General features: G+C 56.4%; 24 protein-coding genes. 3 read left to right on the top strand and 21 right to left on the bottom strand.

Features of this window, described 5'->3' with window-relative positions; genetic code table 11:
- Positions 1-40: 40 nt before the first annotated feature.
- From traC to ACXIZX_RS00145, 8 genes are read right to left on the bottom strand one after another with little or no spacing between them, the layout of a single operon-like run.
- On the bottom strand, positions 41-2,647 hold the full coding sequence (gene traC / locus ACXIZX_RS00180) for a type IV secretion system protein TraC (RefSeq protein WP_479403348.1): 2,607 nt from the start codon (positions 2,645-2,647) through the stop codon (positions 41-43).
- A 7-nt stretch (positions 2,648-2,654) separates the two neighbouring features.
- The gene (locus tag ACXIZX_RS00175; protein ID WP_479403347.1) at positions 2,655-3,209 is read right to left on the bottom strand and encodes a TraV family lipoprotein; all 555 of its coding nucleotides are present in this window, start codon (positions 3,207-3,209) and stop codon (positions 2,655-2,657) included.
- Entirely contained in the window at positions 3,202-3,543 is a 342-nt protein-coding gene (locus ACXIZX_RS00170) for a hypothetical protein (protein ID WP_479403346.1), read from the bottom strand. Before ACXIZX_RS00170 ends, ACXIZX_RS00175 begins: the two co-directional genes overlap by 8 nt.
- Positions 3,540-4,904: a TrbI/VirB10 family protein gene (locus tag ACXIZX_RS00165; RefSeq protein WP_479403345.1), complete on the bottom strand. Its 1,365-nt coding sequence runs from the start codon at positions 4,902-4,904 to the stop codon at positions 3,540-3,542. The genes ACXIZX_RS00170 and ACXIZX_RS00165 overlap by 4 nt, the downstream gene beginning before the upstream one ends.
- Entirely contained in the window at positions 4,894-5,619 is a 726-nt protein-coding gene (locus ACXIZX_RS00160) for a TraK domain-containing protein (RefSeq protein ID WP_479403344.1), read from the bottom strand. Before ACXIZX_RS00160 ends, ACXIZX_RS00165 begins: the two co-directional genes overlap by 11 nt.
- Positions 5,612-6,184: a TraE/TraK family type IV conjugative transfer system protein gene (locus ACXIZX_RS00155; RefSeq protein ID WP_479403343.1), complete on the bottom strand. Its 573-nt coding sequence runs from the start codon at positions 6,182-6,184 to the stop codon at positions 5,612-5,614. The genes ACXIZX_RS00160 and ACXIZX_RS00155 overlap by 8 nt, the downstream gene beginning before the upstream one ends.
- A 17-nt stretch (positions 6,185-6,201) precedes the next feature.
- Positions 6,202-6,498: a type IV conjugative transfer system protein TraL gene (traL, locus tag ACXIZX_RS00150; RefSeq protein ID WP_217550230.1), complete on the bottom strand. Its 297-nt coding sequence runs from the start codon at positions 6,496-6,498 to the stop codon at positions 6,202-6,204.
- Between the two features lie 9 nt (positions 6,499-6,507).
- Positions 6,508-6,837: a type IV conjugative transfer system pilin TraA gene (locus ACXIZX_RS00145; protein WP_182058953.1), complete on the bottom strand. Its 330-nt coding sequence runs from the start codon at positions 6,835-6,837 to the stop codon at positions 6,508-6,510.
- 283 nt (positions 6,838-7,120) lie between these two features.
- Here ACXIZX_RS00145 and ACXIZX_RS00140 point away from each other — a divergent pair, with 283 nt between their 5' ends.
- Positions 7,121-8,452 carry a hypothetical protein gene (locus tag ACXIZX_RS00140; RefSeq protein ID WP_479403342.1) on the top strand — a complete coding sequence of 444 codons (1,332 nt, stop codon included), beginning with the start codon at positions 7,121-7,123 and terminating at the stop codon, positions 8,450-8,452.
- Between the two features lie 47 nt (positions 8,453-8,499).
- Here the strand turns inward: ACXIZX_RS00140 and ACXIZX_RS00135 are convergent, their stop codons facing one another.
- Entirely contained in the window at positions 8,500-8,901 is a 402-nt protein-coding gene (locus ACXIZX_RS00135) for a relaxosome protein TraM (RefSeq protein WP_479403341.1), read from the bottom strand.
- A 396-nt stretch (positions 8,902-9,297) separates the two neighbouring features.
- Between ACXIZX_RS00135 and ACXIZX_RS00130 the strand changes: the two genes are divergently transcribed.
- Positions 9,298-9,795, top strand: a complete 498-nt coding sequence (locus ACXIZX_RS00130) for a lytic transglycosylase domain-containing protein (RefSeq protein ID WP_182058950.1) — start codon at positions 9,298-9,300, stop codon at positions 9,793-9,795.
- A 260-nt stretch (positions 9,796-10,055) separates the two neighbouring features.
- Here ACXIZX_RS00130 and ACXIZX_RS00125 read toward each other — a convergent pair whose 3' ends face one another.
- The 6 genes from ACXIZX_RS00125 to ACXIZX_RS00100 all read right to left on the bottom strand — a co-directional run bounded on the left by ACXIZX_RS00125 (position 10,056) and on the right by ACXIZX_RS00100 (position 15,379).
- Entirely contained in the window at positions 10,056-10,910 is an 855-nt protein-coding gene (locus tag ACXIZX_RS00125) for an LPD29 domain-containing protein (RefSeq protein ID WP_479403340.1), read from the bottom strand.
- A gap of 64 nt (positions 10,911-10,974) precedes the next feature.
- Positions 10,975-11,565: a hypothetical protein gene (locus ACXIZX_RS00120; protein WP_479403339.1), complete on the bottom strand. Its 591-nt coding sequence runs from the start codon at positions 11,563-11,565 to the stop codon at positions 10,975-10,977.
- 700 nt (positions 11,566-12,265) lie between these two features.
- A complete protein-coding gene (locus ACXIZX_RS00115; RefSeq protein ID WP_479403338.1) occupies positions 12,266-13,549 on the bottom strand; it encodes a hypothetical protein in 1,284 nt (427 codons plus the stop codon).
- 661 nt (positions 13,550-14,210) lie between these two features.
- On the bottom strand, positions 14,211-14,510 hold the full coding sequence (locus ACXIZX_RS00110) for a helix-turn-helix domain-containing protein (RefSeq protein WP_479403337.1): 300 nt from the start codon (positions 14,508-14,510) through the stop codon (positions 14,211-14,213).
- 1 nt (position 14,511) lies between these two features.
- On the bottom strand, positions 14,512-14,862 hold the full coding sequence (locus tag ACXIZX_RS00105) for a type II toxin-antitoxin system RelE/ParE family toxin (protein ID WP_182059174.1): 351 nt from the start codon (positions 14,860-14,862) through the stop codon (positions 14,512-14,514).
- A gap of 136 nt (positions 14,863-14,998) precedes the next feature.
- Positions 14,999-15,379, bottom strand: coding sequence for a hypothetical protein (locus ACXIZX_RS00100; RefSeq protein ID WP_479403336.1), 381 nt, complete (start codon positions 15,377-15,379; stop codon positions 14,999-15,001).
- A gap of 585 nt (positions 15,380-15,964) precedes the next feature.
- Between ACXIZX_RS00100 and ACXIZX_RS00095 the strand changes: the two genes are divergently transcribed.
- The gene (locus ACXIZX_RS00095; RefSeq protein ID WP_255433277.1) at positions 15,965-16,087 is read left to right on the top strand and encodes a hypothetical protein; all 123 of its coding nucleotides are present in this window, start codon (positions 15,965-15,967) and stop codon (positions 16,085-16,087) included.
- Positions 16,088-16,235: 148 nt separating this feature from the next.
- Here ACXIZX_RS00095 and ACXIZX_RS00090 read toward each other — a convergent pair whose 3' ends face one another.
- From ACXIZX_RS00090 to ACXIZX_RS00065, 6 genes are all read right to left on the bottom strand, one after another.
- Positions 16,236-16,466, bottom strand: a complete 231-nt coding sequence (locus ACXIZX_RS00090; RefSeq protein WP_031378068.1) for a hypothetical protein — start codon at positions 16,464-16,466, stop codon at positions 16,236-16,238.
- A 45-nt stretch (positions 16,467-16,511) separates the two neighbouring features.
- On the bottom strand, positions 16,512-17,072 hold the full coding sequence (locus ACXIZX_RS00085) for a hypothetical protein (RefSeq protein ID WP_479403335.1): 561 nt from the start codon (positions 17,070-17,072) through the stop codon (positions 16,512-16,514).
- A 42-nt stretch (positions 17,073-17,114) separates the two neighbouring features.
- Entirely contained in the window at positions 17,115-17,438 is a 324-nt protein-coding gene (locus ACXIZX_RS00080) for a hypothetical protein (RefSeq protein ID WP_479403334.1), read from the bottom strand.
- 84 nt (positions 17,439-17,522) lie between these two features.
- Complete coding sequence (locus tag ACXIZX_RS00075; protein ID WP_479403333.1) at positions 17,523-17,837, bottom strand: hypothetical protein; 315 nt, start codon at positions 17,835-17,837, stop codon at positions 17,523-17,525.
- A 1,141-nt stretch (positions 17,838-18,978) separates the two neighbouring features.
- The gene (locus tag ACXIZX_RS00070; protein ID WP_479403332.1) at positions 18,979-20,310 is read right to left on the bottom strand and encodes a DUF1173 family protein; all 1,332 of its coding nucleotides are present in this window, start codon (positions 20,308-20,310) and stop codon (positions 18,979-18,981) included.
- Positions 20,311-20,851: 541 nt separating this feature from the next.
- Entirely contained in the window at positions 20,852-21,223 is a 372-nt protein-coding gene (locus tag ACXIZX_RS00065) for a hypothetical protein (RefSeq protein WP_479403331.1), read from the bottom strand.
- Positions 21,224-21,225: the final 2 nt, after the last annotated feature.

Here is a 21,225-nt window from a genome sequence, read left to right as displayed (position 1 = left end):
ATAACCAGATAAATAATCACGTATTTCATGAATTTAGGGTTCAAATCTGCATCTCCTTCAGCATATGTATGATGTCGCGCTTGTGCGCGTCGTTGTCGGCCATCTCAAACAGGATGTCCTTGATGTCGGCCCCCTCGCGCAGGCGCTTCTCGCGGTAGGTAAAGTCCTCGCCTTTCGAGGAGAACAGGCCGTCGCTCAGCGGATCGAGAATAAGGCGGTGGAAGCTGGAGAACTCCCCGACGCTCAGAAGAAACGAGCTGTAGCGCGCCTTTTTTGCCGGCGGGAACTTGCGGATCATTTCCCACTCCAGCTCGTTGAACGCGTGCGGCTCCTCCTTCTGGAAGGTGGTGAACGACTTGGCGTCCTGCATACAGGTGAACTTGAACGAGCTGTTGTCGTAGGCCGCGAGCGCCGCCGTGGACAGGTTTTTATCGCGTATTGCCTGCGTCACCGTGCCGTAAGAGCCGTTGTGGCGGCGGACGGTACGGTAGCCCTCTTCAATGAAGTCCTTGATCTTGGTGCTGGAGCCGCCGAGCAGCTTCCACCCCTCGTCGATGATGTTCATCTTCCGCATGCTGCGCGGCGTGGTGTACATCATGTTCTCGTTCCAGATCATGATGCTGAACAGCACCGCCGACAGCAGGTCCTGCTGCTTGCGCAGGTCCCCCAGTTCGGTGACCACGAACTGCAGGTCAGGCCTGAGCGTGGGCTCGGATGAGTTGAAGAACCTGCCGTAAATACCGCCGGTGCTGTACTTACTGAGCAGCGTGGTGATTTCATCAATGCGTCCGCCAATCTGCGAGGAGTACTCGCGGCTGACGGCGGCCTGCCTTTTCTTCAGATAGGCAATGACGTGATCGATGCGCATGTCCTGCTGATACTGCGGCCACGATTCGGTAATGGCCTCCAGGATCATGGATTCGTGCACCTCATCCAGCAGGCCATTGGGGCTCGCGAGAATACACAGCTGATCGCGGATGCGCTCGGCGGCGAGCGTGATGTCGGTGACGTTGGCAAACGGGTTAAAGCGCAGCGAGTCGCCGTTGATGTAGGTGCCGCCCAGGCTGCTGCAGGCCGCCTTGTAGGAGTCGCCAATGTCTTGCACCGCCACCGTCCCGCCCTTGTCGAGCACCGAGCGGGCGATGGAGTTGGCCAGCACCGACTTGCCCGCGCCCGAGGTGCCCGACATAAACCAGTTAAAGTTGGTGTTGGGCAGGCTTTCGTCAAACACGTCGATAAACGCCACCTGGTTGCGGTAGCTCGGAATGAGAATGCCCGAGGCGCACAGCTTGTTATCGCCAATCACCGGCATCAGGTTCACCGCGTGAAAGGACTCTGAGCGCTGAATGCCGCCGGTCTTGCGACAGTCGTCGCGCAGCTTTTTATTCACCATCGCAAAGGGCAGCGTGGCCATCAGGTTGCGCAGCTGCATAAAGTCGGCGCGCACGAAGCGCAGGCCCTGTGCCGCGAAGGCGTTGCGTGCCTTTTCGGTGTAGCGGGACGTCAGGTCGTCGTCGTCCGGGCAGAACAGCGTGATGCCGTAGAAGTAGCTGGTGAGCGACGTCTGGTTCGACAGCAGACGCGCTCGGGCGTCCTTCCACTCGGCGTGCTGGCGCGTGGTGGACGGAATGTACTTGGCGTAACTGGTGTTCACGCGCGAGTCCAGCGACAGAAAGCGGCTGTTGGCCTCGCCCTGGCTTTTCATCTGTTCTTCGGTGGTCAGCACCATCGTGCAGATAAACGGACACGGTATGCCGTTGGTCGGTGACATCAGATCCTGAATGATGTTGCCGTTCTGCCACAGATAGTGCTCCTGCGGGTTGCGGTCGAGGTTCAGGTTCACCATGCGTGCCGCAAATGGCTTGTTTTTCGCGTCACTGCCCTCGATGCGGATGTGTGAGGGTTTTACCCGCCAGGACGTGGTGCGATCCACGAACTGCGTGCCGAGATCGGCCGCCGGATCGTATTCGCTGTCGTAGCGCTCAAGCCGGGCCGGGTCATGGTTGAAGAACTCGCGGAGCACGCTGCTGAACTCTGAAACCCCGATGGCAGACGACCAGAGGTCGGCGGCGTTGAGGGCGTTCAGCAGGTTACGGCGCACGTCGCGCACGCGGATCATATCGGTTTCGCTGAGGTTTCTGACCGGTGTTGCCCAGATAAAGAACAGGCGGTAGTCACGCAGGGTCAGCGGATGATCGAGGCCGTTATTGTAGGTGTAGCGCGCGCCGTTCAGGAAAAAGCGCGCGGTCACGTCGTTACATTCGTCCGCGCGGTGTCCCTTCCAGGCGAAGTTTTTCAGCCCCTGCTCCACCTGTTCTTTCACGGCGCGGGTGGAAACCAGCATCACCTGCAGCGGGATATCGCGGGGGGCCACGTCGCGCAGCAGGTATTCCAGGCTTTCGGCAAGCTTCTCGTTGGCGCCAATCAGCGGCTGACACTCCACCACAAACCCCACCGATTCCTTGTTCACCCAAATCTGACTTTCGGTGTCGTAGTCCTTATAGGGCAGCAGGTCGCGGATGTGGGGATAATCCATGTCCTGCAGCTTCTGGCGCGTCTCGTTCGTGGTGTCACGCTCGCCCAGAATGCCCGCCACCGTGTCCACCACGTTCAGCGGATCAAAGCGAAAGCCTTTGAAAAATTTCATGCGGGCCTCACATCAGGATGCCGTTCCAGTCGCCGTGACTGGAAACGCTGTAAATGACTTCCCCCATGTGGACGCTGTTGTCGGGGGAGACGTAAGGGGCGATCCAGATGCGTGCCACGCCGTCCGGGCGCCGGAACGCGGCGGCGGGCTCCGGAAAGCAGTGCGCGGCGCTGCAGTACGCGGTCTGATTAGTGGTGGTGTGCAGCACGCCGTTTTCCCGCGTGAATGGCCGGACCTCACCCGAGGCGCCCAGACGCAGCGGTATACTTCCCCGGTCACCACTGCGACCGCCGGGAGTTTCAGCCTGCGGGTCAAGGCGGATGGTGCCGGTATCGATCAGGCGATAGTCATCGAGGCGGATGCCCGCGCCGGTAAATCCGGTTGTACCCGATGCGGCAGCGGGCGCGTTGCCGCTGCTGCCTGCGGACATGTCGTCGGCCTGGGACATCCAGACGCCGGTATCTTTTGCCGGCTTGTCGAACTCAAAGTCGCTGTTCATGCCTGCGCAGCCGCCAAGCATCATGGCCAGCGCGCAAACGGTCAGGGCGTGTTTCTTAGTCATGGGGCTCTCCGTTGAAGTCAGAAATTTCGGTAAAGTCGATCCAGAGATAGCCGTTCCTGCCGTGGGTGCCGAGACGGGACAGCATGCTCATGGCGAAGGCGTCACCGGGGGCCACCTCCAGCAGGCGGCGCAGCGTCTCCCCGAACAGCGCGACGTAACCGTCGTCCGGTATGAGGCCGGGCTTGCAGTAGAGCTTTTTGACGCTGTAGCCCAGCGCCTGCAGCCCCGGGATACGCGCGTCGGCGTCGCGCCCGAAGCAGCTCACCGTCCGTTCGGTAAACACCATCCAGCCGCAGTGCTCGGCGTGACGAAGCCGGATTTTTGCCTCCGTCATTGCGTGACGCCCTGCGGGGTCATGTTCTTCGTCTGCCCGCCTGACGGCGTGACGAAGTCATTCATGTTGAGCTTTGTCGCGTCGCCGAGTTTACCCACCAGATCCGGCGGCAGGCCGCTGTTGCCTCTGGCCTGCGTCTGCGTGTCCTGCTGCTGCGTGCCGTTGCGCTTCTCTTCTTTCACGAGCTTCGCCGCCTCTTCATCCTCAATGAACTTCGCCCGGAAGCCCTCGATAAACACCACCTCTACGCGGTTCGCCGCGCCAATCGGGATGATCGGGTGATACTGCTCGGCGCGCTCAATGTAGTAGTCGGCCAGCTTGTCCGCCGCTTTGCCCACGCCGCCGCCCACGGCGCTGCGCGCCACGTCACCCCCGCTGACGGAACTGGTGGCGCCAATGCCGGTGACGGTCTGACCCACCTGTGAGGCGCTCTGCCCGAGCCCGCCCAGCGCACCGGCGGTAAACGCCAGTCCGAGAATTTTGCCGTTGCGCATGACCGGCACACCCTTGATGCCGTTTTTGCCGTAGAAGGCCACGTGCCCCTTCACGGCCTGGTCGATGTGCTTGCCGTCGATGATGCAGGACAGCCGCTGGAGCTGAACGATGGCGCGCTCGCTGGAGATGTCGCCGTAGGCCGCCGCCGTCACGAAGCAGTTGTCGAGGTGCACAAGCTTGTTGTTGCCCGGCAGGTGCGCCCTGCCCTTGAGCTTGAACTGCATGGGGACCAGGTTGTTCTCGCCGCGCACCGAAGCGTTGGCGTCCGCCCCCTCAATGATGATGGCGTCGGAGAAGGTCCCAGTTGGTACCCAGAACGAGGTATCCACGGCTTTTGGTTCAAACTGCGAGTAGTCGAAGGTCTGGTTATCAATCTGCCCGGTCTGCACCGGCGCGGGCGCAAAGGCGTATTCCGAACGCGGTGGCGTGTAACCTGTCCTCTGCTTCGCGCCCTGCGATGCACCCGCGTCAGCCGGTGAAGATTTCTGCTGATTCTTCAGCTGGTCCATCAGGTCGCTCACGTTCTGCTGCAGCGACTTGTTGTTGTTCATCACGTCAGACATCTGGTCTTTCAGTGACTTGAAGTCCTTCTGCATTGAAGAGAGCTGCTCGCGCGCTTCCTTCTCGCGGTTCTGCGCGCTCACCAGCAGCGAGCCCTGCCCGGAACCGTCAAAGGCGTTAACCACGCCCCCGCCGGTCAGATCCGGCTCAGCGGCGGCCTTATCCGGCTTGCTTTCATGACTCCCGGTTTTGCCGGCGGCGCCCCGGTTGGCCAGATACAGCCCGCCGATAACCACGGCGGCAGCGGCCAGGATGATGCCAAACAGGCGGCGCTGCTTACTGCGGACCAGGCTGTTAAGGTTCATCCGGGCCTCCCTTCGTGCGGAACACGGTGATGACAGACACTTTCGCGCCCGGCTCCAGCACGTCGAGCTGCGGATGGAACGCCACCGCCATCAAGCCCGGGCTCCAGAAGTAGCGCTCGCTCAGGCGGATGCGCTGCGAAGACAGGCTGGTGAGGTCGGTGCGCACGATGCGCACGCGGTCGCCCTGCCAGGCGGTTACCGGGCGAAGCGCAAACGAGCTCTTTGCTGCGTCGCTGACCGGCACGTCGGTGTTTTTACTGAACACGTAGCCGTCAGGTTTGCGGTTGGCTAGGAAGCGGCCAACCAGCGTGCTGATGAGTGCGCTGTACGTGTCTTGGTTCTGCTCAAAGGTTCTGGCCTCCTCCGTGCCCTGCACTTCGCGGTTATCGACGGTGAGGCTCAGTCCCGCGCGTTTGCCGGGTGTGGCCTGCACCGAGAAGGCAAAGCCCGACGCGGTCTGCACAAACATCGTGAACGGCTTGTCGGCAACGGTGGAAAACACAATCGCGCCTTCCGGGGTGGGCGATTTAGCGCTCAGTATGCCCTGCGCCGCCTGCACGCTGAGGATGCGGTCATCACTCACGCGCAGATAGTTGGGGTTGATGTTGCTCACCGCCGCGTTCACGCGCGCGCCGGGATTGAGGGTCAGCTGCTCGGCGCGGGTAGTCATCGCGGTCAGCAACGCCACGGCACTGATCAGGAGATGTTTACGCATCGGGAACCTCCAGGAATGCGTTCCAGCAGAGACGGTTGTTGCGGGTATCAGTGCGCAGGCGGTAGTGCTTCTTCACCGGCCTGCCGTCGTGCAGCCCGTAGCTCAGCTGCAGATCGCCGGTAACGTCGACGATGCCCCTGTCCGGCCAGACGCTGACGTCTTTCGGGTAGAACACCGAGCCGCCGCTGTTGCCTTTCACGCGTGAGGCCTCATCCGCCAGCACACCCTTAATGGATTTCTCCGCGCCGTCGCAGGCGCCCGCCAGCAGCATTTCGTGGCTGGCCTCGGCGTTTTTGTCAGAGATGTTCAGGCGAAGGTTGAGCCACGCCAGCGCCATCAGTCGCAGGTAGCGGGCGTCGCCGCGCTCGCCGGTAAAGCTGAACGGCGTGTCAGCGCCGTAGGGAACGATGATGGTCTGACGGTTATTAAGGAGCTGATTCATCAGCGCGCGGTTATCACCGTAAAGGCGCCAGCACAAAGCCAGCGCGAGGATCGCGATAACGAGCAACACCAGAATCGCCACGGCCATGTTGCGGTTACCCGCCGAACGCAGCTTTAATTCCATGATGTCTCCGGAGAGGGTCAGGCGACCCAGTGCCGTTTGTAGCTGTCGGGCAGGATGCTGATAAAGAAGCGCATCACTGAGGTGGGCAGGCACCAGTACGCAAGGTTGAGAAGATACTGAGATCCGCGGCCTTTCTTGAGGTGACGTATTCCAACCACGGCGGCTAAGAGCGTGGGGCCAAAAATCCACATGTTGAGAAAGATGGCCAGCAGTGCCAGTGGCACGTACAGGCAGAACTCATCAGGTGGCAGCCCCACGAACCGCTTTTGCTCGGAAAACGTAGCCGCACAGGTATACCGGTCACGTTTATCCATAAGCAGCCTTTAAGCCGGAATGACGTTGAAAGCGACGTTCACAAACACCAGCAGCGCCGCGATGCTGCCGAACAGCGCCAGATTTTTGGTTTTGATGTACGTGAAAGCTATGAAAGCAATCTCAATCACATAAAGGATATACACGACAGCGGAGTTACCGCCGAACGTATCCGTAACATCAGTTTTGGCCCCGGCGAAGTAGTCCTGGGCGTGGGCGGGCATCACAGAAACAGCCAGGATCGCCAGTGCAGAAAGCAGCGCGGTGGTACTCAGCTTTTTCCACGCTACCGCCCCTGCCTTGCGGCAGTAAGTTACAGACGAAGAGAGAGAGCCCTTCATAGGTTTTTTCCTCAGTTAGGGATATAATGATCAGTCGGTTGAACTATCGTTTATCACTGTCCTGACGGACTTAAGTCAAATTTTGTTCTTTCTGGTTACGCCTCCTTTACATATCTGTGGGATTGAAACAGAACCTTACGGTTTCTTAACTGGCTGACGTTTTTTTACGCTCACCGATCGCTCACTTCAATATAAGTTATTGATCTTACTGATCAATTTCATTTATCGTCAGGGTGGGGAATTTCACTTAAGTCACTAACTGATTGAATGGAAATGAGAAATCATGGCTGATGTTGCCGATTTGGTTGTGCATATCGCCGATCCGGCGGGCGTTACCGCTAAGATTTTTAGGACAAATGATGAGGTGGCCTTAAGTAATCTTCTGGACGAGGCGCTCCTGCGCTTTATGCGCGATCCCGGCTGGATTGAGGTCAACACATCGGAAGGCGGCTACTACGCCTGCCAGCTCGTCACCTATCCCTTCATCTCCGTGCTCAGTAAATATGCCCACTCCTCTCAGGTGCAGACCCTTGCAGAACGCGTCGGGAAGATTATTTATCCCTATTATTCAGACGCGGTGGTGCCGGACGCCTGGATACTGATAAACCGGGATTTGGTCACTCCACTACGCCGCCCCACGGTTAACCTCTGGCTCGCACGTAAATTAAATAACAGCCTGAATAAATCGGTGTTCATCGAACCGGGTACAGTGCCGGAAAATAAACATGACGCCCTTCCGGTAATAACATCAACATCTGTTCCGGCAGTAAAGGACACACCGCCTTCAAAGCCTAAAAAAAGAAAAGGTGGGCCGGACCCGGATAAAGTCATGGCGCGCGTCACGCTGGGCTGGCGCGTCAGGGATATCTGCGAAGAACAGAAATGTTCTGAGGGCTACGTTTACAACCTGATTAAATCCCGCAAGGGAACGTCGGCGATGGATTTGCGCTGGAAACAGTGGGAGTTAATCTCGGCCATGTATCACGCGGAGCCGAAAATAACTGTTGAGGAAATCGAAAAGACCTTCGATATCACCCGGCACGCGGTCTATTCTGCGGTTAGAAAAATAGCGGAACGTGACGGAAAAGCTTTGATGCCCCGTGAGCGTGAAAAAAAACTTACGCCCGCTGATGCCGAAGACATTAAGCGAAAATTAAGCGAGGGTGCGCTCAGAAAAGATATTCTCGCCGAATACGGTATTACCGCAGAGACGCTGATTAAGCACATCGGTACACGCGAGGATTACCGACCCGTTCCGGCAGAATTAAAAGAACAAGTCATTCGGCTGCGCGTGCAGGGAAAAACGCTGCAGCAGACGGCAGATATTCTTGGAGTAACGGTATCCACGGTGAAAGACGCCTGGAAGGAAAAGAAGCATTCGCCGGACATTCAGGATAAGCGGGTTAAATACGATAACCGAAACCCTCTTTCTAAACGCGACCGCGATCAGGCCGTCAATGCCGTGTTAATCGACGGGCACACGCGAAAACAGATTTACACCCAGTACGGCATTAATGCACTGACCCTGCGCCGCTATATACGGGAAGCACAGAAGAGGGAACTCAAAGCGCTACAGGAAAAGGATGACTATTCGAAAGACAGTGATAATAACTGAGTAATCAAGTCTGGAGCCGGAGAGAAAGCACCAGACACAATAAAGGTTTATTTAAAATACTCCTGCAACTTTCCGGCAACGCGTTCGTTCACAGCCTTAACCCATTCCGGATCAAGAACCATTTCATTTTTAATAACCTTACTGGCATCGACCGTTTCCTTCTGGACGCCGAAGATAGCGTCAGTGATAAAACCGCTGACGAGAACGTTTTTAGCAATGAATTCCAGCTTCTGGTCCAGCGTTTTCTCTGAAGCATCTTTGTTGATTTTATTTTCATAAACCCGAAGGCCGAGCTTGAACATTTCCATCACGAATGCCGATCGATTCGCTGTATCGCGCGACTCACCGTCTTCCAGCTTTTTTTCCACGTGCCCGTCTATCTTTTCCAGCAGTGAAAACGGGATCGTAAGATTTACTCGGTTGCGCTTACCTGAATTCTCGTCATTCATATTTAATTCTCACACTCATTTTTATTTAGGCTTGAAAAAAGCACGTCAGACCAGTGCGTCTGGCAGGAATCACATCGGATTTTTTGGGTAACCATCAGGTAACAACCCCTCTTAAAGTGGGTAACCATGTGGAAACCACTTTGCGTATTATTAGCCTAACCTATTGATATAAATATAACAAACCTTTTGGTTACCTTTAAAAAACCTTCTGGAATCCAGAGGGTTACCATCTGGTAAGTGACCATCAGCCTAAATTTTCTACAAAATATAGCTAACTCACTGTTATTAAATGAATAACCAGACAAATATAAATTTGCGAGTGGTGTGTAAAAATCACTTTCTTATGATATTATTGAGAGCAACAACCTACCCGACCTTTTCAAAACCGGAGCCGCAATGCGACTATTTTGGTACGCTGCTGCCCTGCTGGTTACAGGCATTATCCCGACCAGCGTGAAAGCGGACTGTTTTATTAAAGCAGGTGAATGGTATTCCATTGATCCGGATTATCTTCGGGCTATCGCCTGGCAGGAATCACACTACAACCCGACGGCTATTAATACCAACAAGTCTGATGACGGGAAGCCGGGAAGTAGTGATTACGGTATCATGCAGATTAACTCGGTAACCATGCGAAGATTACAGAAAGAATATCCGGGACTGAGCAAAGAAAAGCTGCTTTCAGATCCGTGCCTGAATATTTACATCGGGGCGATGCTGCTGCGGCGCAACTTCAATCAGTACGGCACCACGTGGCTGGCGGTCGGAATGTACAATGCCGGAATGAAGAATATTCCGGTAACGATCAAGAATCGCTATAACTACGCGATGATCATCGACGGACATTATAAAGGCATCAAGGCAGGGAAAATCCCTCGCGTGCCTGTGGGATGATGCCAGTTATTTCGTTGTCATGAAGACGAGAGAACAGTTAACCACTTCTGCGCGCCGGTTAATCCTCAGACAACACTGAACCTCACCGCGCAGAATTGCCCGTACCGGTTCAATACCGGAGAAGGGCAACCCGTGATACAAAATAAAAATTCAAAAATTCTTTAAGCAACAGTTTCGGTGTAATTAACTATACCTGGGCTTCTCAGAATTTATATCATAGCGTTCAGGTTAAAAAAAGGAGCCTTTCGGCTCCTCCAAAATTAAGCAGTAGTTACCGCCAGTATCTTATTTATTTCGCCCTGAATGCCATGACCGTGACCAAAGTAATCCGGGCGGATACGATACAGTTCGCCAGAGTTGTAACGGGCAACAGATACCTCTTCCCCATCAAGCAGGTGATCGTACTTAATTTTAAGGATCCCGATAGCCTGTTGTTTCATCGCGTCCGAGTAATCGCGGTCAACAAATACATAGCCCACGCCGCCATAAATTTCATTGAATGGAGACGAACAGGAAACAGACATATCCTGCATGCCGTCAAAATAACTGTCGCGGTATTTCTTCGTAATCTCTTTAACCATCTCTTCCGTCGGCCCGTCGGTCCAGTTAACGCTGACGCTGTCATAACCGCGTTTGCGAACAGAAAACTTAACACCCGGAAATTTCGCCTTCAGTTCTTTACGAATATTCCCTGTTACCTGCACCGCTCCTTTTTTATCCTGCGACAATCCTGAATATTCCGGTGCTGTTTTCAGGCGTTCACATTCAGCACGATATTCCCTTTCCTCTGCCTCGCGTTCCTGTGTCTCCCGGATCTCTTCTGACTGCGCATGTTCAACGATGCGAATAACTTCTTCAGCCGTTTTTATTTCCGGGAATATGCTCCACTGTTTGCCGTGCAGAATGCTTTCAGGCAACCCCCGGGATATTTTCCCGCTCTCGAAAGCAATATCAAAGGTGGCATTTCCACCAAACGTAATAACGTCCGAAATCGATCCCACTGAGGCCGGTTTCTGCTCCCCGTGGATGGCAAACACCACCCCACGACCGCGATTGTAAAGCACCGTACTGACAACCTGACCGATGACCACTGCCTGCGTATTTTGCATTTTCATTTCAGTTTTCCTTAAGTAGGTAATGATGAAAGCGCGCCCCGTTAAGGCAGGCCGCCGCACGGTTTCAGAAAGGGATCTCGTTAAGTCCGGCATCATCGCCGCTGGCAGTTTCCTGATTTCCACGCTCAGGATTCAGGGCTTTTTCAAGCGTGATAAAACCGCGCGCAACGTCACTGGCCTGGTAATGGTCAAGCCCTGCCTCCATTGCCGCGTCGAAGGCCGCCAAAAACTTCTGCACTTCCTCATTCCGCACCTCAGCAGCCCGGCGGATATACTCCCGACAGACCTTCTGAAAAGAGTCCGTGCGAGAAAAGACCTGGCCACGACTGGCAATGAGATAACGCCCGGCAGCGTTATCTCCCATGTCGTACAGCGCCGTCATGCCGCCCTCTGAACCCGCCAGACGTGGCAGCGCCCTGTGCCCCGCCTCAATCAGCGCGTTCACCTCGTTTTCATCAAGCATCAGCGCATCAACGCCATAGCTGCCGTTACGCGTCGGGAAGTGCTTCCCTTCAGCAGGCGTGACGTTTACGTCGCCTTCCCCTCTGGCATGCCAGCGCGTGCGCAGGTCGTTTGCACTGACGCAGATTTTTTGGCCGTTAACCCATGTTTTGGAAGATTCTGAAGCGGCGACGTTGACGTTGTTTGTGTGCATGCTGCATCTCCTGTCAGGTGGTTAATTCATGTTTCGGTGAGTTCCTCGCGGCAAAGGGCTGAGAAGTACAGGCAGGCGGCAGTGACCAGGGCGCCCCCGGCGTGCATTTCACCCTGGTGACTGACGAATGACTGTGCTTGGATTCGCCCGCCGCGTGGAAGCTACCGCAACATGACCACCGCACCGGTAATGAGCAGGCACACACCCGACCGCAAGGCGGGCGTCCTTAGCGGCCACGTCTTTTTGTGGCCAGTGAATGCGCTGGCGAGAGCCAGCTGCAGGAGTTGGATTGGCCGTTGCCATCAGACCCTAGCCGTCAGGCCCGAAACGCCGCTTCTGGCGGTTCGGCGGAGCTTACCGGCTTGCCGGTTAGCGCAGTCGGGCTCGACGACCCGGCCTGCCGGGGAGCCGAAGGGGGCCATCCGTTTGTTGATGTTTTGAGATTTAATGACCAGGAAACCGGAGAAGCAGCGGCTGCACACTACAAGACTTAACCGCTACAGAAAGCAGAGAGAGAAGTAAGAGAAATGAAAGAGATAAGCGACAACGTAGAGACAGCGCCCCGCACAGAGAAAGCGCAGGCGATGGGGGATGACCGGTGCGTCAGCACCGGTGTTCTCCGGCCCGCAGGGCCGCCCGCTTTTGAGAGCGCCTGAAGCGGGCAGGATTTCCCCCCGCCCCGCTCCCGGCTGACCTCATATTAGTGAGCAAGTCTGTTTTCATACAGGTTAGAGACAAGAGAATCCTTTATGTCTTCCCAGACCATTTCTCCATTATCACCAAACAGCTCAGTGACAATCTCTCTCGTCAGAAGCCAGGCACTGATCACCGCCGCCGGAATCTTCGGGCAACGGAGTGACCAGTCTGTGACTGATTGGCTCACGTGCCCGGCAATGCTCAATGCCACGCTGTGCAGCGCTTCAAAACGATCGCTACGGGATAACTGCGAAGTGCGGTCGCTCAGTGCAATCAGAGACGTCATATCAGCCGCCATAAACGGCGATAAACCACGGGTGTTAAGCCGAGCACCCCACGTTTTGTGCTCGGGACGGACAAAGGCAGCGAGCGCCGCATTAACGTCTGAGTTGCCCAGCCAGGACGCATCAACAACCGGTGCACCTAATTTATCTGCCTGTACGCGAAGCTGACGGGCTGTTTCAAAGTTGTCCCAGCCTGATTCCATTGCGGCTTCCTCGCGAAGCGCCTGCTGCTCTGCTGCGATACGGGTAATTTCGACAGGATCGGTTACGTGCGCATACCAGGTCATCTTTCTCGCATCCCCGGTCAGCACTCTGCGGCGCTCGCTGTCATGGATGATGATCATGCGCGGAGAAAAACTGACCGGCCCCATATCGCGCCCGAAATCGCTGTCGTAATAGTCGTGATCCTCTTTGCGCGGATCCCATTCATCTTCAAGCCAGGCTGCGGCAGCGATAGCCATGGCCTCAGCAACACTCCATGCGCGTCCCAGATGCAGGATACTGTCCCGCCAGTAGGTACCATAAATCGGGTCGTCTTCCGGGTACTCTGTACGGCCTTCCACGTCCACACTGAATGGCTTCTGTTTCTCCGTTTCAGCGGCAACAAAATTTTCGCGTCCATCAGCTGCCTGTTCTAAAAACGTTTGCAGACCCGGCAGCGTGCGCGGATGGATATCCCACCAGAATATGCGCCCGCAGTTTATCGCCAGCGCCTCAACGGACTTGACCATTTCATACACCGCCTCAGAGTTCACCGCGCCTATTTCTGACAGGCTTTCCACGGTGATGGCAGCCTCACGCGCGCAGTAAAGCAGATCGTTCTCTTCATCCCACTCAACGCCCATGCGATCCAGCGAATCGAACATCAGCAGCTCCCCCTCAATCCCGGCGAGTTGAAACAGCAGATCATTTTTACGCTCAAGCCAGAGCGCTGACGGGGTTTTCACCCATGTTTTGGGAGATTCTGGCGTGGCGGTTTTGACGTTGATGTTGTGTGTGTTCATGGCATTTCTCCTGTCTCTGTGAGGGTTCATGTTTCGGTCGATCCAGTCGCGGCGAAGGGCAAAGGAGCAATGACAGGCAGGCAGTACAAGGGCGCCTCTGGCGTGCATTTCACCCTTGTACTGAATGAATGGCAGTGCTACGAAAAGCCCTCCGCGCCTGGGTTGACCGGAACAGCCTCACCAAACGGGAAGCGGGCATGAACACACCCCGGACGGCTTTGCCGGACCGGGCCTTAGCGGCCACGTCTGTCTGTGGCCAGTGAACGCGCGGGCGCACGCCCGCTGCAGGGGTTGATTTGGCCGTTGCCATCAGACCCTAGCCGGACGGCCCGGAACGCTACGCGGTCCGGCGGAGCTTACCGGCCTGCCGGTTAGCGGAGTGGGGCTTGACGACCCGGCAAGGCCGGGGAGCCGAAGGGGGCCATTGCCATTAACATGCCGTTAAACTCACGGAGTGACAGACCGGACAGGATGGGTGACCTGCTGTATGACCTGAGCAAGAGAGGTAGCAGAGGGAAGACATAGAGACAATTCGCCGATGTGAGTATGCGCAGGCGGAGGGAGATGACCGGTGCGTCAGCACCGGCTTTCTCTGGCCCACAGGGCCGCCCGCTTTAGTCCCGGGCACCCAGCCGCACAGCAGCTGACTCCCGGCACCCTTTCACAGGGTATAAGCGATGCGTTTTCCGTCAGGCAGCTTCACATCGATACTCAGTTCACCACCGAGGGCTTTGACATAACGCTGTAGCGTAGAGAGCCGCGGGTCATTGTCAGGCTGCTCCATGCGATTAACCGCGGGCTGGCTGACCCCCATCGCCGCCGCCAGCGCCGTCTGTGACACGTTAAGCGCTTCCCGCAGCTGCACCAGGGCAATATTTATGCTTTCAGCTTCAACGCGGGCGGCTACGCGAGCCTGCATTTCTGGGCTTTCTTTCGCCAGCAGTTCTTTATAACTTGCCATCTTATTTCTCCCGTTTTGCCAGATGCTGCCGGTACTCACTGTCAGCCTGCGCGATCATTTTTTTATAGAATCGCTTTTCATTCAGCCCCGTTTTATCACCCGCACACAACACAATCGCGTTCCGCTCAGGATCAAAGGCGAAAAATGCACGCACCGGATCGCCCGAATGCTGGATGCGCAATTCTTTCATGTTTGGAAACGCGGAGCCGTGAAGCGTATCCACGTAAGGACGACCGAGCCCGGGGCCAAACTTTTCAAGCAGTCCCATTGCCGCATAGACTGACTCTCTTAACGCATCGCTTTGTGACAAAAACCAGTGGTCAAAAGCGTCAGTTGTATTCACCTGCCACATAGCACACCTATAATGAATACGTTATAGCAGATTATAACGTAATCGTTATAGCCTGCCAACTCATCCGAATGTTCACAGCCCGCTCAACAATGCCCACAGAAATGTTGTTTTATGGGCACTGTTCCGGGCTCCCTTGTCAGGGATGGGCATAACCCACAATCAGCATGTTTTTCAGTTCACGGACGGCATCAGCCCAGAGGCGTGGCCCCCAGTCAGCGCAATAGCTGATGACAATCTCATGCACCAGCAACCAGGCTGCCACGACCGTTGCCGGAATACGCGGACGCGGTTCAGACCAGTCGGCCACGGCATTGCACACCCCTTCAGTAATAGCCTTCACACAGCCGAGGATCAGCTCCCAGCGCTCCTCCACCAGCATTTCCGTGCTGCCGTTACACAGGGAAATCAGAAACGTTATGTCTTCAGCGAGCCAGGCTGAGAGCCCGTTGGTGTTTAGCCTTTCAGACCATGTTTTGGAAGATTCTGAAGCGGCGGTGTTGATGTTCTGTGTGTGCATGCTGCATCTCCTGTCTGGTGGTTAATTCATGTTTCGGTGAGTTCCTCGCGGCAAAGGGCTGAGAAGTACGGGCAGTTGGCAGTGACCAGGGCGCCTCTGGCGTGCACTTCACCCTGGTTTCTGACGAATGACTGTGCTTGGATTCGCCCGCCGCGTGGGACCAACCGCAACATGACCACCGCACCGGTAATGAGCAGGCACACACCCGACCGCAAGGCGGGCGTCCTTAGCGGCCACGTCTGTCTGTGGCCAGTGAACGCGCGGGCGCACGCCCGATGCAGGGGTTGATTTGGCCGTTGCCATCAGACCCCAGCCGCCAGGCCCGAAACGCATCTTTTCGCGGTTCGGCGAAGCTTACCGGCCTGTCGGTTAGCGCAGTCGGGCTGACGACCCGGCTTGCCGGGGAGCCGAAGGGGGCCATGTGTCTTGAGTTATGACTGACAATGAGACAGGAAGGCATAACCAGAACCAGGGGAATGCGCCAGCGATATCTCTTAAAACGGCGTTGAAGCGGTAATAAGGAAAAGAGAGCAAATATGAAAGAACAGGCTGCCGGGATAAGGAAGCTGCGGAGAGGGATGCGCGGTGCGTCAGCACCGCCTTTCTCTGGGCCCGAAGGCCCGCAAGATTTCAACGGCGGCGGAACATCTGCACAGCCATCAGCAGCAGGCAGACACCCAACGCCGCAAAATCGATCATAGCGGCTGAATCATACGTAACGGTACGGCATAAGCCTAAGCACCGGCCTCTGATATCCTGTATTCATTGTCCGAAAAAGCCGCCGCTCTCCCGTTCGGATTTGGTGTGCCGGGGACAAACTCCCGAACACGCAGGCGGCAACACATAATGAGCGCCATCAACGCAAAGGCGAGCCCTCCTGTTCTTCGCTGATAAGCACAAAATAGCGGTGCCGCTGATCCAGCAGGTATTCACGCGTCTGTTCGCTTATCCATGGTCGCGCCGCTTCTGCGGTATAAAGGTTGTAAGAACGGCATTCCGCTTCGGTCATGACGTGACCGGTCCAGGTCACATAGCCTGCTTTGAGCGGATTCTTTAGCGCCTCCGCCAGTCGTTTCTGCGTAGTCATGGCTGTCTCCCGTTGCCCCCTCAGCGCACCGCGGGGGATCGCTGTTTACCCTTGCAGGCGTGAATAATGCCAGTGGCAGAACGGGCTCCGTTCATCCGCTTCAGGCAGGTTCGCCCGTGCATATTTTTCCAGGCCATCATGCTCTGACCAGAACAGCTCCAGCGCGCTCACGGTTAACACGCCGCTGACCTGATAGACATTGGTGGTCTGAAACTCGCGGTTTTCCGGGTATGCCTCTTCGCTGAGGGGATTGGCAGAATGCACGATCCGCGTTTGATAGGCATCGGGTGCGGCTCCCGCCTTGGAGGCGAAAACCGTGACGGTGACCTGTAGCTGCTCCAGCGGCTTAATCAGCAGCAGATCGGTTGAGGACGCATACTGACCCGTGTCAAAAATCGCTTTGTCACGCGTAAACGTGGCGGCTGCCAGGTATTCAAGGTGCATAGCAAAATCGGTGCGCAGCGCGGCGCTGTTGACGTTAAAATCGGGCCGGTTAATAACGAAAAGATGGCGGCGCAGGCTGCGACGAATGGCATCAAAATCAACACCGCTGGGCTGAGTCTCTTTTATAGGCATAACGGGAGCTGTCATGGTGAAATCCTTCATGTGGTTTGCTCAATAAAGGGCGCAACCGCGCCCCTGCTGCGTTCAGTTCTGGTGCCAGCGATGGGCGATCATGCCTGGCATCAGTCGGTATCCCACGTCGTACTCCAGCACCGCGACGGGCCAGTTATCGCGCAGGTAAATCCGCAGCCCTTCCGGCTCGTCGGTGGGTTCATGGATAACACTGCACATGCCGAGTTCTTCCCACGGCACGGCGCTGAATCCGGCAAAGGTTCCCGCTTCGCAGATGTACGCATACAAATCCGCAAACTGCGCCGCTGTCAGTCCATGGAACGGCTCCTGCCCTGTCCCACTGGCAGGCAGGTTTACATCCTGTGTCGGCTGTGCGACGATTCGGTTATCAAACATGTCGTTACTCCTTCGTGGTTGATGTGACCGATAAGAGTTGCCGCTCGAACCGGTCGTTGAGAGAGCAGGCTTATGCCTGCTTTTTTAATGCGCGTTTTCCGCCGCCATCGCCAGCACGGCACCCAGCACCAGATCCGCATGTTTTTTCCAGGCATAGTCCCGGCACTCGAAATAGCGTCCGCGGATATGCGCAAAAATGTGCGTCACCCTGCCCGAATACATTTCGCTGCATTTGAACGTCTCGCCTGCGGGTGAGGATTGCCAGTCCAGCGGCGGCAGCACGGTTAACTGATCCATCCAGCGCGCTTCGCTCACCTCCTCCCACGGTCTAAACAGACGCGTACAGAACAGGGCATCCGCGTCGGATTCGGTCATCAGCGCCATGTCGGCGTACTGCACCTGCAACTCCTCCAGGGTTTCAAAACTGATACGGACACGCTGCTCCCGTCGTTTAGCGTGATCGCCTCGCTGAAAATTTTGCCGGTATCGATGCGCACGAATACCCGCTCCTCAGCCTGTGTGCGCCTGCCCTTAACCCATGTTTTGGAAGATTCTGAAGCGGCGACGTTGATGTTCTGTGCGTGCATGCTGGTGCTCCTGTCAGATGGTTAATTCATGTTTCGGTGAGTTCCTCGCGGCAAAGGGCTGAGAAGCACGGGCAGGCGGCTGTGACCAGGGCGCCTCCGGCGTGCATTTCACCCTGGTGACTGACGAATGACTGTGCTTGGATTCGCCCGCCGCGTGGACCGACCGCAACATGACCACCGCATCAGAGATGAGCAGGCACACACCCGACCGCAAGGCGGGCGCCCTTAGCGGCCACGTCTGTTTGTGGCCAGTGAACGCGTGGGCGCACGCCCGCTGCAGGGGTTGTTCTGGCCGTTGCCATCAGACCCCAGCCGCAGGCCCGAAACGCGCCTGTGCGGTTCGGCGAAGCTTACCGGCCTGCCGGTTAGCGCAGTCGGGCTGACGACCCGGCCTGCCGGGGAGCCGAAGGGGGCCATACGACATGGCAGGTTTGATCATCGGTGAACCAGACCACGCACAGAGTGAGAGAAGAGAGACGGAAAGAAAGGTAAAAAAAGAAGCTAAACCAGCACGCGATAAGTTTGTACTCACGATAACGGCTATACAGTTACGGGCATTACCGTCAGCAGTCTCTATAGTTAATAGAGATGATCCAACCGAAATCCCATACAGAGAGAGCAAGCATGGAGCCTTCCTATTACTGCTACCTGACCCCGACCAGCTCGGGAGGTGCCATGCTTCACATGAAGGGATGCGCAAAACTCGACAATAAAGAACCCCGTATTTTCCTGGGATCCGTGTACAAATCCTATCAGGCGCTCAGCCTGGCAAGACGTCACACTCTTGATGTATCTATGTGCCCGTATTGCATGGTCAAATAACTGCACCATCCGTCCGATACCAGCCCGAATGTGCTTAGCATATCCGTCAGGGATACGCGCATTCTGAGCCCTGCCAACTCCGGACCGTAGCTGCAGAAAACGCGCTTAACCACCTATACGCTGCAGACGATTCAGGGTGACAAACGCTGTGCCGGAAAAGGCGGTATGTTGTCCTCCGCGTTTTTTACGGTAGCGTCCCATGACCACCATCCGTCAGCGCCGAACTCCTTGTTATAGATTTCGGTTTTCACAGCACGCCGCGCACTGTATTCGTCCGTGTTCATGCCAAACACTTCCATCGGCACGGACTCTTTGCCATCCACATCCGTCAGGACAAAATCCGGCAAGGTGTCTTCCTCAGCATCAAAGCGTAGAGGCTTGATAAAGCTTCGTTCCTCTTCACACAGGCGGGCTTCGATAATCGCCTCGTAACCTGAGTCAACCGGGATAAAGCGCGGTGTAACGCGCATAAGCGCGATCCCGATGACCTCGGCTTCCGTGATGGGAACATTGCGACCATTTATCCTTTCATAACGACGCGTGGGTGGCTCCGTTTCAACAATAGCGACCACTTTATGGCCCGCCTTCCAGGCACTGAGTTCGTTTCCAAAGCTACGCTCGCAGGCTCTGAAGACATTGGGGGACACATTAAGCTTCGGGAAGCCCAGCGGGCTGGAAAGGATCAGGCGCCCTGCCTGCATCTCGGCATAACCCTGCTCTGCATCTGCTTTGAGCAGTGCGATGGCCAGCATACGTTTTTGATTGTCCTTCGAATAACTGACCCTTTGCTGGTTTGCCTGCTTCTGACTCCCTTCACCCGCAGCGCTGACGAGCAGCACGTCGGCAAGCGTCAGCCTGCTAACGCGTATGTTCTGCGCCATGCCGTTGATCCGGCTGGCCAGCCACAGCGCATTGCGCGGCCGGTTCTTCACGTACTGCGGCTTCCAGGTATTGATTTCAGCCTGCTGCCAGATAAAGTGCCCCAGCCCCAGCAGGCTCATGGAGGGTTTGGCTTTGCCCGTGCGCGGGTGTCTTGCCGGATTCACATCAGATACGGGTTTGTCGGTACCGTTTTGCCGCGAAAGCCCGACCGGCAGCGTGATGCTGAACGTGCCGTCATCATTCACCCTGACTACGCTCGATGAGTAAGCACCCGCTGAAGCTTCATCGGGCCAGACCGAGTAAAAGCGACAGTCATGCCGATGCTGGCCGCCACTGTGTTTCCAGCCTGAAAGGCTGAAGCGATCAGATTCTTTCAGGTAGCGCACAACCAGCCGGCGAAGGGTCAGATCGTCTGGCTTGCCTTTGCAGAGGCAGGTCACTCTGGCTTCCACTTTATTCGCGTACGCATCCCCGAGCTTCTTGCGCCAGTCGCTGTCGTAATCGAGCTGCTCATGAGGCTGAAAAATCCCACCCTGTGGCAACCCGGTAATTTGTGCACTGAAAGTTTTCCCCTTGGCCATCCTGTCCCTCCTTCATTAATGCCCTGATAAGGTTAACCTGTTTTATGTTTGAAGTGGGCCAGACGCAAACGTTAATGCTCAGGCAGACCACATGACTGCCCCACCACCGTCACGTTGCCTGTCGCCATCAGACCCCAGCCGTCAGGCCCGAAACGCAGCCCCTTGCGGTTCGGCGAAGCTTGCCGGTTTACCGGTTAGCACAGTCGGGCTGACGACCCGGCCTGCCGGGGAGCCGGAGGGGGCCAACCATCCCATCCGTTTAAACACGCTCATCACGCAATGCCCACAAAAAAACACGCAAAAACCGGGAAAACAGACCACCTGCCACATTCCCTTAACCTCTCAAGGGGCCGTGCTGCCGGTTCAGCTAACCACTGAAAAGAGCGCATGCTCTACATAGTGGATAGTGACTCAGCAGGTTACAGGGCGGCGTACGGAAACGGCCGGTGCGTCAGCACCGGGCACTCCCCGGCCCGCAGGGCCGCCCGACTTTCCGGCGCACACGCAGACCGCTGCGGGGCCAGACCGGGCCCCCGCGTCCTTACAGTTCGATGTTCTCATCAAGCTCGGCGAGATAATGCCTCTCCTCCATGCCCACCAGCGAGGCAAACGTCACTTCACCGCCAGTTATCTCCTCCTGCTCACACAGGTGCATCAGATTGGCAATCAGATCCTGAACGGCGGTAAACGCATCATCGCCCCGGCCATCGAGCCCGACGCGTCGGGCAAAGACCCAGAGCGCTTCAGCGGCGACCGTGGCCCGGTCGGTGTTGCCCCAGATTAGCGCCGGACGTTCGGTGCCTTCCGCCATCGCGGCAATCTGCTCGATGACATCCATGCACACCGGCTCGCGGGTATCGGGCAGTGCGGGGTTTGTCTCGTTATCCAGTGGTAAGATTTGCGCTGTAGACATGT

The organism is Candidatus Pantoea symbiotica (assembly GCF_056491525.1).
This window is presented reverse-complemented; position numbering and strand designations above follow the sequence as displayed.